Source organism: Bacillus cereus group sp. BfR-BA-01309 (assembly GCF_022664315.1).
GTDB lineage: Bacteria > Bacillota > Bacilli > Bacillales > Bacillaceae_G > Bacillus_A > Bacillus_A mobilis.
In genome coordinates, this window is record NZ_JAKUHE010000004.1 from 278,992 (window position 1) to 294,861 (window position 15,870).

The window sequence follows — 15,870 nt, forward strand, 5'->3', positions numbered from 1 at the left end:
GCCAAGCTAAAGTTTCAATACTTTGGCTCGGCTTTTTATTAGCACGGCATTTGGATTTACTCTGTAATTTTTAATATAAATTTTCGTTAAAATATTAAATTACATTTCGAACAAAAAGGAGCAGAATTTCCTCTTCTAATTTTCCCATCACATTTTGGACAATACACATATCGCTCTTCTATCTTTTCTCGCTCTATCATATGTAAAGATACTATTCTCATACTACACATAAATCCAATTAAAATAAGACTAACAATAAGTAGCATCACTCTCGCCTCCCCCACTAAACTTTACCATAAAATAACAAAGCCGATTCCCACATTGAGAATCGGTTTTATACTTATAATCCTAACTTCACCTTTGCTCCATCAGGAATTTCATCTGGCGTTACTTGTACTTTGTCATGTAAAAGCTTCCCTCTTGTAAGCACATACCAGTACGATCCTTTTGGTAATTCATCTACTCCGTCAATTGTAACTTCTTTTTCATTACCATTTTCATCATAAGCTTTCACTTTATATTCACGACCTTTACTGTCGCCTATCTCTTTTCCCTCATTATTAATCACTGCGTAATGATATTCTATATCAAGAAATGGATTCATTCTATCAATCTCAGTACTCCCATTTAATAAATATGCCGCTCCTGCGACGATAACAAGTAGTGATCCAAAAATAAATCTTTTCATCTATATTCCGCCTTTCATTATGTTTTCTTTAAGATGCTTCTAAGTATAGGGCGTATTTCTTAATAAAAACTCGTACTGTTTCTTAACATTTTCTTAAACTAAAAGTGAAATATTAGTTAGTAAGCTCAAAAAACAAACAAAAAGAACTCTTCACGTTACAGTTGACAAAATTACACCTTTAGTGTAATTTTACACTATAAAGAAAAAGGAGATGCATAATGGATAAACAAGAATTTATTAAACTCGTTAATTCAAAATTAAAACTCATCCGTGTTGAAAATAATCTATCACAAGATAAAATGTCAGAAATTATTGGTTTATCGAAGAAAACATTAGTGGAAATTGAAAAAGGAAGACGCACACTAACATGGTCAGGTGCCGTTTGTGTCGTAACACTCTTCGAGCAGTGTGATACAGTCCAAATGACATTTGGGGATGATGTGAATGAAATTATAAAAACACTCGCTTTTACACATTACAATACGAACTTCCCGAAAACTTTAGGAGGAAAAGTATGGTGGCGACAAATAAAAGAATTGAACGGTTATCAAATACAACAAAATATTTTATCGCAACATTATCGAATTTTAGATAAAGAAGACCGCAGAATATGCCACTCGTTCGATTTGGATGAAATGGAACAAAGATTTATGGAAATGGTAACAACATCTCAATAAAGTAAAACTTTAATCAGTAGGGGTTTTACTGCCCTTTAATACGGGATAAAATAAATTCTGGAGTGTAATTCAAATGGAAAAACAAACAAATATCACGATTTTAAATACACTAATCATTAGCACATTAGTATTCAATTTATTTATTTTCACATCAAGAATGAGCTTTTTACCTTGGTATATTGAAGATGGATGGGGATATTTAGGATTATTATTTACATCCTTTATTTTCTTACTTTGCTTCTTTCAATCTTCGAAGCTTCATAAAAATGGAAAGTTAACTACACTACAAAAGTTTATTCCACTTGCTTCTGCCATACTTTCAATCTTCGTTCTTATCACTCCATCAAGTGATTTTATGACTGTATTAGCTAATCTAATCAATACAACCATATTAACAATTTATATAACTGTATTTCAGACAACACCTAATGAAAGTAATAAAGAACTATTACATTAAAAGGGAGAGTTATTTTACAAAATAACTCTCCCTTTTATACTACTTTCAATAAGCTTAAACCTTCATTCTATTTACTCATCACTGTACTTCTTCTTTGCTTATACAAATAAGCACCACTCGCAACAACAAAAACAATCCCGCCAAAATACATGCCATACTCTATCACAACTACTACAATACTTTCAATATGTTGTCCAAATAAAGAACCGAGCACAAAGTAAACGAGTGTCCAAACAAATCCTGTCGTATAAGAATACAAAGCATACATCTTAAATGACATGTTATTCATTCCCACTAAATACGGTACGATATGTCTTATAACTGGTATAAAGTAACTTGTGACTAACGCATAATGACCATACTTCTCTACCATTTGTTGAGATTTCAAAAGATATTTCGCTTTTTTCTTTTTCATTAGCTTATCCAGTACTTTCGTACCAAATATTTTTCCTAATATATAACCTAAAGATAGCCCAGATACAACCCCGAAATAGGTTAATAAAAATGCAGGAATGACACTTAATATCCCTAGTGAAGAGACAAAACCACCGCTCATTACGATCATTTCGTCTGGAATTGGCATACCGATAATACCCAACCATAAACAGAAAAATAATGCCCAATAACCGTACTGTTCAATATAAGATAATAATTCATGTAATTCCATTATGCATATGCTCCCCTTAGCTCTTTTTTACAGCTAAAGACATACGCTGGCGGGAAATTGAGCCACACTTTCTCTAGCGTAATTTCAGGGAAGAAATGCTGGATAAATCCTTTTTTCACAAGTGAATATTGAAATGTAATAAATTCACCTTTCTCGTGTATCGCTTCCATTACATTATTTAAAATTCGCTTTGAAACTTCTTCTGGTAAAGAAGTAAAAGGCAATCCCGATAAAACGTAATCAACGCTTTCTATATTGAACTCTTCTATATATTTCTTTATATTTTCAGCTGAACCGTGTACGACAATGACGTTCTGTTCATCTTTAAACTTTCTCTTTAACTCTTTGCAAAACACTTCATTAATTTCAATAAGAAGAAATATTGTCTCCTTTTTCTTTCTCTTCATAATCTCTTTCGTAAAGACCCCTGTGCCAGGCCCTAACTCTACGATGCACTTTGCCTTATTAAAATCAATTACATCTACCATTTTCTTTGCTAATATCTTTGAACTTGGCGCAATAGCGCCAGTATGTTTCGGATGTTTAATAAATTCATGTAAGAATGTTATGAGCTGCATGTAAACCTCTCCCCATTCGTTCAATAGTTTTTAACTTGTTTCTAAGTATAACTATCGTTTCTTAACAAAAATTGAGGAGATTTCTTAAGATTTTATGAAGAATGAAACATTTCGTATTCTCTATATAAATACCTCTTTTATATTTATTAATTTGGTATAATAGATATAAAAAGAAATTTTATGGAAGATGCTATCGCTACGTCTATTTTCATACAACATCTGCGGAAATTAATCAATAAATTACCTTTCATTACCATCCAATATATGTAATTCTTTTCATGTGAATAAAAAAATGAAAAGAATAAGAAATTTATATTTTATAGAAACAAATGTAGATCTAATTAATATGTAATATTTCAAAACTATTTAAAAGGAGTAGCTAATGAATAATTCCATCGACCTACAGCACTTATGTGATCTTGTACATAGAACGTTTCATGTTCCTGTTCAATTTCTATCTACGGATAAAAAAATTGTATATGAATCTACTTCTCATACGATTGGTAGTCCGTTTTATTCTTCTAAAGCAGAACATCTTAATGAAATTTATCAAGAAAACGCTCCTTGTAATTTTCCAGTTTTCAGAGGGAATAAGTATCTTGAGAATTTCATTAGCATCCATATAACAAATCATGAACATATAAAAGGAACACTTATAATCGGCCCCACTACCTATCCAAAAGTATCAGATGAAATGGCTATTAAACTTATGAAATATTTCAACTGTAATAATAAAATGCAACAAGGAGTAGACTACTACCAATCTCTACCCGAGATAAAAAAAAGTACGCTAATTGATATAAGTATTTGGTTACATTACGTAATTTCCAATGAAAAATTAGATAGAGATATTGTCTGGAAAGAAAATAAATTACTCGAAGATGTTTCTTATAAAATTGTAAATCCTGATTTATATATTTCAAAACGTCGCCGCCATGATCCGCAAAATTATGACATATCATTGGAACGTAAATTTTTTTCAGCCATTAAAGAAGGCAATAAAGAAAAGGTCATACAATATGCGTATTCATATCCACAAGAAGATGCGGCAATTTCATCTAAAGGAGATCAACTTAGAAACCAAAAAAATAATGGCATTATCGCCATTACGCTAGCTATTCGATATGCGATAGAAGGGAACCTTCCATCACATATTGCTTTTTCACTCGGTACTTTATATATACAAACGATTGAAAAACTAGATAACATGTATTCGGTAAATAGGTTAATTGAAGATGCATTATGCACTTTTGCAGAACGTGTGAAAGAATATAATAATCAAGCATATTCTAATTCCATTACTACGTGCCTCAATCATATTCACAAACATATTTACGATGAAATATCTCTGAATGACCTTGCTAATCTTTTACATATTTCTCCTACTTATTTATCAAAACTGTTTAAAAAAGAAGTGGGAATTTCTTTAATTGAATATATCCAGAGAGAACGAGTAGAAGAAGCAAAAAAATTATTAACATTAACGACCTATCCATTATCAGATATTTGTGCCTGGCTTAATTTTAATGATCAAAGTTATTTCACACGAGTCTTCAAAAAAATTACTAGTATGACGCCTAGACAATATCGTGAAAGTCATACTGTGATATAGCAACGCTTTCTTAATAGGAGGTGAGATAGTTATCATACTAGCCCACCTTCATCCAGATTCACCTTAATAAAGTTTTAATCCCATTCAAAAAAGTACAAGAATGACAAATAATTACTATAAATAAGTGAATGAATTTGATAATTTTTTAGTACTAAGCAAATTCGGCTTCCAATCATCCATAATAAACGAACATACGGTACTTCTGAATGATCAGTAGTACCTACTTCCATAGTGGTGAACCTTTCTATATAGAAAATATATTGTTAGGAGAATAGAAAGCATGAGTAGTACAAAAATATCAAAATCGACTGACATGAAAGAATCGCGAAAAGTATCACCATATGATGATAGAGACAGAATTGAAGATACTTTATTACACTCTTACATTTCAGAAAAAGAAATATTGATCACTTATTATAAAGATATTTATTTCCCTACAAGTTATATGACTGTAATTGAATTAAATCCTTTGAAACGTTCTTTAATATGTATAGATGCCTTTGACAGAAAACATACTTTTAGTTTCATCGACATAATCGATGCGCGGTAGTATTTAGAACGAAAAAAGCCATTCACCTCATAAAAAATTAGGTAAATGGCTTTCTTATTTTCACTTATTATTTCGCGCTCACAATCTTATAATAAGAACGAACTGTTAGGAAGTAATATCCGATATAAATGACGCCATATACTCCAATACTAATTAGGAGTGGGATCATAATTTCGAATGGTAGTAAGTTCGCTAAACCTTTTAGTGCAAATAGGCTGTGCAGAATTCCAATGACTAACGGAATCGCAAAGATAAAGCTTACTTGTTTTGCGATAGCTTTTTTCATCTCTTGTTTCGTTACACCGACTTTACGAAGTACAATGTAACGTTCACGGTCAGCATTTGCTTCTGTTAATTGCTTGAAGTAAATGATAGATCCTGTTGCTAGTAAGAACACAAGTCCTAAGAACATTCCGATGAACATCATTAACCCTGTTCCTTCAAGCCCCATCTGGAAACCAGTATAGAAATCTCTAAATGGTGGTATCATTTCTGATTCACCAGCTGGCATCACTTTCGCTAATTTTTCTGTTAGTACTTTACTATTTCTTTCATCTTTTACATCAATATTTTTTACAACGCGTGTTCCAAATGTCTGTTTCGCTTGCCCATACATTTCGTCTGAAACGACAACAACTAATTCACCTAAATTCGTAATTGCTGTATTATTTGCACCTTGAATCTTTAAAGTCTTCGTTTCATTTCCAATTTGGAATACCGCTTTATTCCCTTTATATTGAGGACTGAATTCATATCCCTCAATGTATGAACTATCATATACAAATGCTTCGCCAGTAGCTATATTCACTGGTTCTACATCATATTTTTTCGCCAGTTTATTAAATTCAGACTGAGACATAAACTGATACTTCTCTGAAATCGTATAGTTCATATTCAGAATGAAATCAACTTTATTTCCTTCAAACTTCCCTTTTACAGGAACTGTCTCAATTTCAAATTGATCTTTGATTGGATGATTTTGCTTCTCTTCTGCAAAAATCGCATTCACTTTCTTATCAAGCTCTGCATCTTTTTTCTCATAAGAATAGCTATATGGTGCAACTGCTTTTGATTGTGTAAATGTGTTGTAATACATCGTAACTGACGTACCAACAGCTGTTAATGTTACCGCGCTTAAAATAGAAATTGTCGCAAGTGATTTTGCATTTCCTTTAATACGGTATAGTAACTGTGACGTCGTTACCATGTTCATACCGTTATAAAACGATGATTTATTATTTCTTGCACGCTTTAGTACGAATACTGTAAAGAACATAAATAGTAAGTACGTACCTAATACTGTCGCAAGTAAAATGTAAAGTGCAACTACCATAAAGTCTGCATACTTAAGTGCCTTCACGTACATTAATGCTAAGAAATAACCTGAACCGATTAAGAAAACTGAAATTAATGCCATAATAACTGATCCTTTTGGCATTGCTTCTCCTTCGCGTTCTGCTCGGAAAAGTTCAATTAGCTTAAATCGATAAATTAAACGATATCCTTGAAGTGATGTATACAAGATAATCACAAAGAAAATAAGTGCTGTATCAACAATTGCAGCCATCGGTACTTCAAAATGTACATTTAAGTTTAATCCCATCATGCTTACTAGCAGTTCAAGGAATAGTTTCGAAAGGACACTACCAATCGCAATACCGATAATTAAAGACATTAATCCCATTAACATATTTTCATAAAACAGCATTTTACCAATCTGTCTTTTACGAATACCTAATAAGGAATAGAGTCCAACTTCTTTTTTACGCTTCCTTGTAAAGAAACCGTTTGAATATATAATGAACACTGCTACGAAAATAATTAGCATGACACTTGATACTTGAAACGCACCGCTAATTTTTTTTGAACCTTCCGCGGCTTTTTCCATTTGTGAATTATACTGTAACGCCTTAAATGTAAAATAAATGACGATACTAAAGATCATAGATGCAAAATATACAAAGTAGTCTTTAAAGTTCCGCTGTATATTGCGGAGGGCAATGCTAGATAAGGTCATCAGCCATACCTCCAGAAATAGAAGACATTACGTCAACAACTTTTTGGAAGAACTGCTTACGCGTTGATTCACCACGGTGCAACTCTTTATATAACTCACCATCTTTAATGAAAATAACTCGTTTACAATAACTCGCCGCAAACGCATCGTGCGTTACCATTAAAATTGTAGAGTTATCATATTCGTTTAACGACTTCATACTTTCTAATAAATCTGTTGCTGATTTAGAATCAAGCGCTCCTGTCGGCTCATCTCCAAAAATCATACTAGGATTTGTCACGATCGCACGTGATGCTGCGCAGCGCTGCTTCTGTCCACCAGATACTTGATATGGGAACTGACTTAAAATATGATCAATACCGAATTTCTTTGAGATTTCAAGAACTCGGCGATCAATCTCACTTGCTTTCACCTTTGATAATGCAAGTGGTAAAGCAATATTTTCTTTCACTGTTAACGTATCTAATAAATTATAATCTTGGAAAATGAACCCTAAATGATCGCGGCGGAATAACGCTAGCTTATCATCGTTCATCTTCACAATATCTTTTCCATCAATTAAAATTTCACCGTTCGTCGCATTATCAATTGTAGAAAGAACGTTTAGTAAAGTCGTCTTCCCCGAACCAGAAGGTCCCATAATTCCAACGAACTCACCTTCTTTTACTTGTAAGTTAATACCTTTTAACGCTGCGAATTTATTACCACCCGTGTCATACACTTTTTCAATATTTTTTGCTTCTAACACTGTTTTCATCTCGACATCCCTCATTTCTTCTATTCTCTATTTTCAACTATATACACTCTCTACTCTTGCCACTATCGATGTTTCTTACACAAACATGACAGTTATGTAAGGCCGATAAGCAGAGAAATCAAAATTTAACCTACTGAACGAAAGTACTTTGTTACTATAACATTGGGATATCATGCCATCCATTCATTCTCCTTACAGGAACATTACAATTTTGTAAGGTTAAAAATGTCCCCTACAAAGTTGTGCACGAAATGTCGGATGGACTTATTTTTTTCCTGCTATTCTATTTAACAAGGAGGTCATCATATGGATTCACTTAAAAATATGAATGCAGCAATGCAGTATATTGAAAACAACCTAACAGATGAAATTGATTTTAAAAAAGTCGCAAAAATAGCGTACTGCTCTGAATATCATTTCAAAAGAATGTTTTCTTTTCTGGCTGGCATATCACTATCAGAATATATTCGCTGTAGACGTCTTACTCTTGCTGCTTTTGAACTAAAAGTTAGCGATGCAAAAGTCATTGATGTCGCTATAAAATATGGATACAACTCACCAGATTCGTTTGCACGTGCCTTTCAAAACTTGCACGGCATAACACCTTCAGAGGCCCGAAATAGTAGTCATTCTTTGAAAGCTTATTCACCAATGATCTTCCAGTTATCGATTCAAGGAGGAAATGAAATGAACTATCGAATTGAAGAAAAAGAAGCATTTCGTATTATTGGTATTACAAAACGCGTACCAATTGTATTTAACGGTGTAAATGAAGAAATTGCTTCTATGTGGAAAAGTTTAAATCCAGAGTCCATTCAAACATTAAAGATGCTTGCAAACATGGAACCGAATGGAATCATTAGTGCCTCTACTAACTTTTCTGAAGGAAGGATGGAGGAAAAAGGAGAACTTGATCACTACATTGGAGTAGCCACAACGACAGATTGTCCAGAGCAATTCGCTCAACTTGAAGTCGCAGCTTCAACGTGGGCCGTATTTGAAGCTGTCGGTCCATTTCCTAAAACATTACAAAATGTATGGGGACGCATTTATTCCGAATGGTTTCCTTCCTCAAACTATGAACTAGCAAAAGGACCGGAAATATTGTGGAATGAACAGAAAGATATATCCTCTCCAAACTATAAAAGTGAAATTTGGATACCGGTTTTGAAGAAATAAAAAATAAAGCTGCTTTTCCTTAGATGGAAAAGCAGCTTTTATTTACATTTTTAGTTCTTTTTTATAAGCAACATATGAATATCCCATCGTTAGTCCTACTGCACCGATAATAATGCCAACCATTACGAAAGATTTCCATGCTACTGGTGCAAAAACACTTAAAATCATAATAATTCCTAATGCAACAAAAACTTTTCCGCTAAAACGGTGTGTTTTTCTCCATACCTCTTCGTTACTTAATGTCCATGGCGTCTTTATACCTACAAAGTAATTTGGTTTACATTGTGGTAAATAGTTTCCGATGACTATAAATAAAATACCAACTAATAATTCAGGCACGCGATTAATGAATAAGTTATATCCAAGCCCACTTGTAATAATATCTATATTCCCTACAAATAGTAGTAGCAGTATCCCGTTATTCATCATCATAAAAGCTTTAGAAAATTTCTCGTAGTTTGCTTTCTTTGGATCAATCTTTGGTAATACATTTAGAAATATATATAACCCAATCATAATTCCAACCATCGAGATCATTCCATACAGTTTAGAAGAATAGCCATCTACCTTACCACCGCTCCAATGCGTTGCAATTGTATCTGGTAAATGTGGCCAAGCAAACGCCCAAGCTAAACAAGTTATAACAATTAATAAAATTGCAAAAAGATGCTTCCTCATTTCCCCTCTTCCCCCTTATTCGTAAACGTAAACACCCAAGTCAACAAGTCTTGAAATACAGTTGTGTTTAAAGAGTACATAACAAATTGCCCCTTTTTTTCATCTTGGATAAGTTCAGCATTTTTAAGTGCGTTTAAGTGGTGTGAAATACTTGGCTTTGTCATATTGAAATGTTCAGCAATTTCCCCAGCGGTTAAATCGCCTTCTTTTAATAAATCTAAAATTTTTCGCCTTGTTGGGTCTGCTAATGCTTTAAATGCTTGATTCAATGTCTTTCTTCCCTTCACTAATTAGACATTTAGATATTTATCTAAATGTTAAAATGATTTTAGTTAATTGTCAATTATCTATACGCCCTTTTTATTTTTTTATCCTACGCCAATTACTCTATATTGAATAAAATCTATAGATTACGCAGGTTAAAAAGTAAAGCAGCTCTTCTAATAAGAAAAGCTGCTTTATTTAAACTTTATTATTTTATTAACAAACGAAGAAATCGAAAAGATTAGCAAGCTTATAATAAAGGACATACCTACTATCGTTCCGAATTCATCTAACCAATAACTAATCATGCTTTCACACACCTAGTATGGATTATCATTCGTTCTTTGTAGAGTCCTTTTGGATAGTTTTATGCACCATATCCACAGGAATTTTCGCTGTCCAAGTTCCTTCCGTTCCTCCAACTCTGTTAATATTAATATTTACAGATAAGAAGTCTGGAAATCTTTCACCTTCTAACGGTTCAAAAACCATTACTCCCTCTGGTTTATCGTGAGCAGCGAACACCGTTTCAAAAGCTTCTCCCGCTTGATTCGTTAAATAAAATATACTTGTCTCAAATGCATCGGGATTACCAATACGATCTTTTTGATAATTATCCGTATGAGTGTTACTAAGAAAATGCAAATATTGGACAGCATTAAATTTCTTATTTTTATAATGCGGGCTCTCTATTTGTTCCCCATCTTCTTTACCATCGTTTGTAATCTCAAGCCCAGTTGTATTAAATTTATAAGGAACAAGCGATCCATCTTGCTGCTCAAGCCGATAGTAAATAAGTATTTTAGCGTCTTGAATTAACATTTCTTTTACATGAAGCGTAATACCATTATCTACTACTTTTTCGTTTAACTGTATGGACTTCCCATTCGCAGCATCCTTTTTAACTTCTTCACCAATCATTTCATTTAACTTTACCTCTGGCTTTGCAAAATAGGAATTGTTTAATGCCATTGTACTCGTTGGTATAATGACAGCCGCTATTAAACCTGCTATTAATAATTTCTTTTTCGTTTTCTTTTTGTTATCTTTTTTATACATTTGACTAAAGGATTGATAAGCACGCTCTTTAACCTCTTTTGGAACCTCTTGTTTCATTGCTTTTTTACATTCATTTGAAAACGACATTTGAATTAGATTCCTCCTCATCTATTTCTATACTAGATTGATTCCGAATTTTTTCTAACGCTCTGTGAATTCTAGATCTTACTGTGCCTATAGGAATTTGTAATAGTTCTGCAATTTCTTCATACGTGTAATCATGATAAAAGCGATAAACGATTACTACTCTAAACTTAAATGGTAGTTCTTGTATCACCGTTACTAACTGCTCTTCTGTTTCTTTTCTTACTAATATTTTTTCCGGAACCTCTACAACTGTCTCATCATTTAATTGTTGTTTTTCAAATAAGCGCATCCTCTTCCATATGTGCTTTCTCCACTGACTAATCTGCTTATAAACAATTCCATTCAACCAAAATAAAAACGGTCTAGATTGATCATATGTTGAAATAGATTTCCAAAGTTGAAAGTAGATTTCATTCACGATTTCATTTGTATCATGCCGATTTTTAACTATAGCAAAGACGGTTTCATAGATTCTCTGACTCGTTAAGTCAAATATAAATTCAAAAGCCTCCTCGTCACCTTTTAGTAAACGCTCTATCCAAATATGTATCTCTTCATTACTTACCAAGTAGTGCCCCCTCCTTAACGATGTTCTCACTATATATTGGACAGTAAGCAAAATAAAGTTCCAAATTTCATAAAAAAATATAATACTTTTTACTTTTCTCACTTTTGACCTATACTGTTTACTAGCTTATCTTTCAACATAATGAAAAGACTTGAAACACATGATACACTATAGCTACAATTGTTTTTTAGGAGGAATATACATATGTATAAAATTTTAATCGTTGAAGACGATCCAAATATTTCATCATTACTACAATCTCACATTCAAAAATACGGCTATGAAGCTGTTGTTGCAGAGAACTTCGATGATATTATGGAATCGTTTAACGCAGTGAAACCACATCTTGTTTTACTTGATGTAAACTTACCAAAATTCGATGGATTCTACTGGTGCCGTCAAATTCGTCATGAATCTACTTGTCCAATTATTTTCATTTCAGCACGTGCTGGTGAGATGGAACAAATTATGGCGATTGAAAGCGGTGCGGATGATTATATTACAAAACCGTTCCACTACGACGTTGTAATGGCGAAAATTAAAGGACAATTACGCCGTATTTACGGTGATTATGCACCAAATATTTCTGAACGTATCGTTGAAGTAGAAGGACTAAAATTATTCCCAGAGCGTCCAGAAATTCATTTCGGAGCTGAGCAAGTTCTTTTAACGAAGAAAGAGGCAATTTTAGCAGAAATGTTATTATCTAAATTCCCTCGTACAGCGAGCCGTGAAGATTTATTAGCTGCCCTATGGGACGACGAAAGCTTCGTTGAAGAAAATACATTAAACGTAAACATTACGCGTCTTCGTAAAAAGTTCAATGAGCTTGGTATTGAAAATGCTATTGAAACAGTACGTGGACTTGGGTATCGTTTTAACGCAACTTGGAGTGAATAAGCATGAAGCTATTTTTACGTGATCATTTTGCATTTTTTCTACTATACGTATTAAACTTCGGTATCATCTTCGTTCTTTATGATGCAGTAGATGGATTTCAAAATAATAAATTTTACTTCGTCGTTTTAAGTTTATACTTATTTATTTGTTTCCTCGCTTATCGTTACGTTCGAAATCGTAGAATGTACCATAGATTAAGTGAGCAACCAGAGAAAATGGAAGATGCGTTTATTGAAAGAGCAACTGCTCCGATGCCTCACGGTGTAAATGAGCTCGTGCGTACGCAGTATCGTCTCTTCCAAAAAGAACTACAATCGTATGAAGTAAAACAACAAGAACATCAATTATTCATTAACCACTGGGTGCATCAAATGAAGACACCTGTATCCGTTATGCAACTTATGGTGCTCGAAATGGCAGATGAACATTTGATTCCGAAATTCAAAAAAGAATTAGAACGATTAAATCAAGGACTCGATATGGCTTTATATATGGCAAGGTTAAATAACTTCCATGAAGATTTCCATGTTGAGACGATTTCGTTAAAAGATACGGTAACAAAAAATATTAACGGATTAAAAGAACTATTCATTCGAAACGGAGTCTTCCCTGTTTTAGAAGTTCATTCCGATTTAAAAGTTGCTTCTGATGCGAAATGGCTAAAGTTCATCATTTATCAGTTAATGACAAATGCAGTTCGTTACTCTGGTGAACGCGGAAAGAAAGTATTCTTATCTGCCTACCGAAACGGCAAAGATATTATTTTAGAAGTTCGCGATGAAGGTGTTGGTATTCCGCAAGAAGATATTCGAAGAGTATTTGAACCGTTTTACACTGGGAAAAACGGTCGCGCATTCGGAGAATCTACTGGTATGGGACTTTATATTGTAAGTAAAATTTGTGATTATTTAGGTCACTCTGTCAAACTAGACTCTGAAGTTGGCAAAGGAACGACGATTAAAATCATCTTCCACAATGCTGCAAATAATCAAGCAGAACATGTGGAGAAGGTGACTGAAGCATGATCGGAACATATGCTAGCAAAATGTATGAGAACGCACTCTCATACATTTTTTGCAATAAAACTACATATTTGCCTTCTAGCGGGAGGTACATATTATGACATTTTGGCAGTTTGCCTTTAAAAATGTAACACGCAACTCGAGAGCTTATTTTGCTTACTTTTTAAGTAGTTCCTTTTCCATTGCTGTTTTCTTTTCGTTTGCTGTCTACTTATTCCATCCAAAATTACAAAACTTCAATATGGGCTCTGATATTTCAGGATTGATGATATTTTCAGAAGTAGTAATTGTTTTCTTTTCTTTCTTCTTTTTACTATATTCCATCGGTACCTTTTTAAAAGTTCGAAAAAAGCAATTCGGCGTTTTAACCGTTTTAGGAATATCGAGAAAACAATTACATCGTCTCGTTTTTATGGAAAATATGTTAATTGGGATTTTATCTATCTTTTTCGGCATGCAGTTTGGACTTGTCTTTTCACAATTTTTCTTATTAGTAACAGCAAAAATTACGCACGTGCCAGGAATATATTTATACTTACCTATTAACGCGTTTATTTTAACGACCATCGTTTTCCTTAGTCTTTTTATCATTGTATCTACATTCACACCAATGCTTATCCGTACAAAAAAAACGGTACAACTTTTAAAAACAAATGGCGGAAAACAAAAAGAAAAAAAACCGTCCATACTCGTTTCCTTATTTGGTGCGATTTGTTTATTAGGTGGTTATGCTTTAGCTGGAAATCCTAAATATTTCGTATCAGTAAGTCCGCAAATAGGTTATATATATATGCTTTCGAGTATTTTCATTATCCCAACACTTGTTACAATCGGTACATATTTTTTCTTTTCACAAATTAGTTTTTTACTTATTTACATTTTAAAAACGAGAAGAAAGTTTTATATGAAACGGGTTAATATGCTTTGGATTTCTGATTTAGCAAGCCGTATTCGAACGAATATTAATATGCTTTTTATTGTAGCAATGCTCTCTACAATTGCTTTCACAATGATTACATTCCTATATGGATTCGGGAAATTTATTAAGTTAGAGGTTAATAGAACTGCTCCTTTCCCAATTTCTTATTTTTCCTATGATGCAAATCCTTTTGTTACGGAGCATTTAAATTGGCTTGAACACCAGTTACAAAAAGAGCATTTTCCTTATAAAAAAATCAAAACTGATATATATAAAACACCACTAAAAGAAGATACAGATGTAGCTATTTATAATGACGTATACGCAATTAAGCAAAGTGACTATAACAAACTTGCGAGTTCTTTACGAATGAAACAACTATTTATGGATAATAACGAAGCATACGTGTTAACGGGGACATCTTATGTCACTATATTCAACGAGTTTGAGCAAAGATACAAAAGAGATTACATTACACTATCTAGTACAAATACAAAATTACGAGTAAAAGGCTATGAGCCTGGAAATGCAATTCCATCTGACTTTTCATATCAAACGGTAGTTTTGCCTGATATTCAAGTAAATAACTTCCCCAACACGGTAAAGCATATATCAGCATACAATTACAAAATTCAAAACTGGGAACAAACATATAAAATTGCTGATGATTTTATAGACAAAGTGCAAAAAGATCTAAATAATTCCCAGTATGAAGGACCTCTTATTCAATTCTTTGAATCAGCGGGGGCGTTATACAAAATAACATCTGGTAGTGCTGCATTCTTCCTAATCGGGACATTTTTAGGAGTTATTTTCTTCATTGGAGCTGGTAGCGTTCTTTACTTTAGAATGTATACAGATTTGACGAATGAACAAGAGAAGTATATAACAATTTCTAAAATCGGTGTGACAGATACAGAAATGAAACGATCTGCAACCATTCAGCTTAGTATTTTATTTTTCGTTCCTTACATTATGGCATCAATTCATACAATGTTTGCAACGAAAATGCTACAAGATGTAATTGGTTTATCTTTGTTTAAAGAAGTATCAGCCGTTCTTATTATTTTCGGATTCGTTGAAATCGTATTTTTCTTATTCATCCGTTCACTTTATATGCAAAAATTATCACAGTACACGAGTGAACAAAGTACTTAAAACAAACTTAACGAAAAGAGTATCTCTCATACT

General features: G+C 33.1%; 18 protein-coding genes. 8 read left to right on the plus strand and 10 right to left on the minus strand.

The features are described 5' to 3' along the window. Positions 1-86: 86 nt before the first annotated feature. A complete protein-coding gene (locus tag MR115_RS10620; protein WP_000924667.1) occupies positions 87-266 on the minus strand; it encodes a hypothetical protein in 180 nt (59 codons plus the stop codon). Positions 267-340: 74 nt separating this feature from the next. Further along, entirely contained in the window at positions 341-688 is a 348-nt protein-coding gene (locus MR115_RS10625) for a YxeA family protein (RefSeq protein ID WP_242241158.1), read from the minus strand. 218 nt (positions 689-906) lie between these two features. On the opposite strand from MR115_RS10625, the gene MR115_RS10630 reads away from it, so the two are divergent. Beyond that, complete coding sequence (locus tag MR115_RS10630) at positions 907-1,365, plus strand: helix-turn-helix transcriptional regulator (RefSeq protein ID WP_242241160.1); 459 nt, start codon at positions 907-909, stop codon at positions 1,363-1,365. Positions 1,366-1,438: 73 nt separating this feature from the next. After that, positions 1,439-1,822 (plus strand): hypothetical protein, encoded by a 384-nt coding sequence (locus MR115_RS10635; protein ID WP_242241162.1) that lies wholly within the window; start codon positions 1,439-1,441, stop codon positions 1,820-1,822. 67 nt (positions 1,823-1,889) lie between these two features. Here the strand turns inward: MR115_RS10635 and MR115_RS10640 are convergent, their stop codons facing one another. Together MR115_RS10640 and MR115_RS10645 are read right to left on the minus strand one after the other, a co-directional pair. Continuing rightward, entirely contained in the window at positions 1,890-2,489 is a 600-nt protein-coding gene (locus MR115_RS10640; protein WP_242241165.1) for a DedA family protein, read from the minus strand. Further along, positions 2,489-3,067, minus strand: coding sequence for a class I SAM-dependent methyltransferase (locus tag MR115_RS10645; protein ID WP_242241167.1), 579 nt, complete (start codon positions 3,065-3,067; stop codon positions 2,489-2,491). The genes MR115_RS10640 and MR115_RS10645 overlap by 1 nt, the downstream gene beginning before the upstream one ends. A gap of 382 nt (positions 3,068-3,449) precedes the next feature. Here MR115_RS10645 and MR115_RS10650 point away from each other — a divergent pair, with 382 nt between their 5' ends. Together MR115_RS10650 and MR115_RS10655 are read left to right on the plus strand one after the other, a co-directional pair. Further along, positions 3,450-4,679, plus strand: a complete 1,230-nt coding sequence (locus tag MR115_RS10650; RefSeq protein ID WP_242241168.1) for a helix-turn-helix domain-containing protein — start codon at positions 3,450-3,452, stop codon at positions 4,677-4,679. 280 nt (positions 4,680-4,959) lie between these two features. Beyond that, entirely contained in the window at positions 4,960-5,229 is a 270-nt protein-coding gene (locus MR115_RS10655) for a YolD-like family protein (RefSeq protein ID WP_242241170.1), read from the plus strand. Positions 5,230-5,296: 67 nt separating this feature from the next. Here the strand turns inward: MR115_RS10655 and MR115_RS10660 are convergent, their stop codons facing one another. Both MR115_RS10660 and MR115_RS10665 read right to left on the minus strand, forming a co-directional pair. Further along, the gene (locus tag MR115_RS10660; RefSeq protein WP_242241172.1) at positions 5,297-7,246 is read right to left on the minus strand and encodes an ABC transporter permease; all 1,950 of its coding nucleotides are present in this window, start codon (positions 7,244-7,246) and stop codon (positions 5,297-5,299) included. Then, positions 7,233-8,003, minus strand: a complete 771-nt coding sequence (locus MR115_RS10665; protein ID WP_000859656.1) for an ABC transporter ATP-binding protein — start codon at positions 8,001-8,003, stop codon at positions 7,233-7,235. The genes MR115_RS10660 and MR115_RS10665 overlap by 14 nt, the downstream gene beginning before the upstream one ends. Before the next feature lie 306 nt (positions 8,004-8,309). On the opposite strand from MR115_RS10665, the gene MR115_RS10670 reads away from it, so the two are divergent. After that, positions 8,310-9,182, plus strand: coding sequence for an AraC family transcriptional regulator (locus tag MR115_RS10670; protein ID WP_242241175.1), 873 nt, complete (start codon positions 8,310-8,312; stop codon positions 9,180-9,182). A gap of 42 nt (positions 9,183-9,224) precedes the next feature. Here the strand turns inward: MR115_RS10670 and MR115_RS10675 are convergent, their stop codons facing one another. From MR115_RS10675 to MR115_RS10690, 4 genes are all read right to left on the minus strand, one after another. Then, positions 9,225-9,860, minus strand: a complete 636-nt coding sequence (locus MR115_RS10675; protein ID WP_097865214.1) for an SdpI family protein — start codon at positions 9,858-9,860, stop codon at positions 9,225-9,227. Then, on the minus strand, positions 9,857-10,129 hold the full coding sequence (locus MR115_RS10680; protein WP_001070523.1) for an autorepressor SdpR family transcription factor: 273 nt from the start codon (positions 10,127-10,129) through the stop codon (positions 9,857-9,859). Before MR115_RS10680 ends, MR115_RS10675 begins: the two co-directional genes overlap by 4 nt. Positions 10,130-10,457: 328 nt before the next feature. Continuing rightward, positions 10,458-11,270, minus strand: a complete 813-nt coding sequence (locus MR115_RS10685; protein ID WP_242241177.1) for a DUF4179 domain-containing protein — start codon at positions 11,268-11,270, stop codon at positions 10,458-10,460. Continuing rightward, entirely contained in the window at positions 11,254-11,838 is a 585-nt protein-coding gene (locus tag MR115_RS10690) for a sigma-70 family RNA polymerase sigma factor (RefSeq protein WP_073516866.1), read from the minus strand. The genes MR115_RS10685 and MR115_RS10690 overlap by 17 nt, the downstream gene beginning before the upstream one ends. A 204-nt stretch (positions 11,839-12,042) precedes the next feature. Between MR115_RS10690 and MR115_RS10695 the strand changes: the two genes are divergently transcribed. From MR115_RS10695 to MR115_RS10705, 3 genes are all read left to right on the plus strand, one after another. Next, positions 12,043-12,738 carry a response regulator transcription factor gene (locus MR115_RS10695; RefSeq protein WP_000276736.1) on the plus strand — a complete coding sequence of 232 codons (696 nt, stop codon included), beginning with the start codon at positions 12,043-12,045 and terminating at the stop codon, positions 12,736-12,738. Between the two features lie 2 nt (positions 12,739-12,740). Beyond that, positions 12,741-13,763 (plus strand): sensor histidine kinase, encoded by a 1,023-nt coding sequence (locus MR115_RS10700; protein WP_242241180.1) that lies wholly within the window; start codon positions 12,741-12,743, stop codon positions 13,761-13,763. A 94-nt stretch (positions 13,764-13,857) separates the two neighbouring features. Continuing rightward, the gene (locus MR115_RS10705; protein ID WP_242241182.1) at positions 13,858-15,837 is read left to right on the plus strand and encodes an ABC transporter permease; all 1,980 of its coding nucleotides are present in this window, start codon (positions 13,858-13,860) and stop codon (positions 15,835-15,837) included. The last annotated feature ends 33 nt before the right edge of the window (positions 15,838-15,870 follow it).

Bases quoted from the DNA above. Each gene is read 5' to 3' on its own strand.
- MR115_RS10620 (WP_000924667.1), bottom strand. From the start codon at position 266: ATGCTACTTATTGTTAGTCTTATTTTAATTGGATTTATGTGTAGTATG.
- MR115_RS10625 (WP_242241158.1), bottom strand. From the start codon at position 688: ATGAAAAGATTTATTTTTGGATCACTACTTGTTATCGTCGCAGGAGCG.
- MR115_RS10630 (WP_242241160.1), top strand. From the start codon at position 907: ATGGATAAACAAGAATTTATTAAACTCGTTAATTCAAAATTAAAACTC.
- MR115_RS10635 (WP_242241162.1), top strand. From the start codon at position 1,439: ATGGAAAAACAAACAAATATCACGATTTTAAATACACTAATCATTAGC.
- MR115_RS10640 (WP_242241165.1), bottom strand. From the start codon at position 2,489: ATGGAATTACATGAATTATTATCTTATATTGAACAGTACGGTTATTGG.
- MR115_RS10645 (WP_242241167.1), bottom strand. From the start codon at position 3,067: ATGCAGCTCATAACATTCTTACATGAATTTATTAAACATCCGAAACAT.
- MR115_RS10650 (WP_242241168.1), top strand. From the start codon at position 3,450: ATGAATAATTCCATCGACCTACAGCACTTATGTGATCTTGTACATAGA.
- MR115_RS10655 (WP_242241170.1), top strand. From the start codon at position 4,960: ATGAGTAGTACAAAAATATCAAAATCGACTGACATGAAAGAATCGCGA.
- MR115_RS10660 (WP_242241172.1), bottom strand. From the start codon at position 7,246: ATGACCTTATCTAGCATTGCCCTCCGCAATATACAGCGGAACTTTAAA.
- MR115_RS10665 (WP_000859656.1), bottom strand. From the start codon at position 8,003: ATGAAAACAGTGTTAGAAGCAAAAAATATTGAAAAAGTGTATGACACG.
- MR115_RS10670 (WP_242241175.1), top strand. From the start codon at position 8,310: ATGGATTCACTTAAAAATATGAATGCAGCAATGCAGTATATTGAAAAC.
- MR115_RS10675 (WP_097865214.1), bottom strand. From the start codon at position 9,860: ATGAGGAAGCATCTTTTTGCAATTTTATTAATTGTTATAACTTGTTTA.
- MR115_RS10685 (WP_242241177.1), bottom strand. From the start codon at position 11,270: ATGTCGTTTTCAAATGAATGTAAAAAAGCAATGAAACAAGAGGTTCCA.
- MR115_RS10695 (WP_000276736.1), top strand. From the start codon at position 12,043: ATGTATAAAATTTTAATCGTTGAAGACGATCCAAATATTTCATCATTA.
- MR115_RS10700 (WP_242241180.1), top strand. From the start codon at position 12,741: ATGAAGCTATTTTTACGTGATCATTTTGCATTTTTTCTACTATACGTA.
- MR115_RS10705 (WP_242241182.1), top strand. From the start codon at position 13,858: ATGACATTTTGGCAGTTTGCCTTTAAAAATGTAACACGCAACTCGAGA.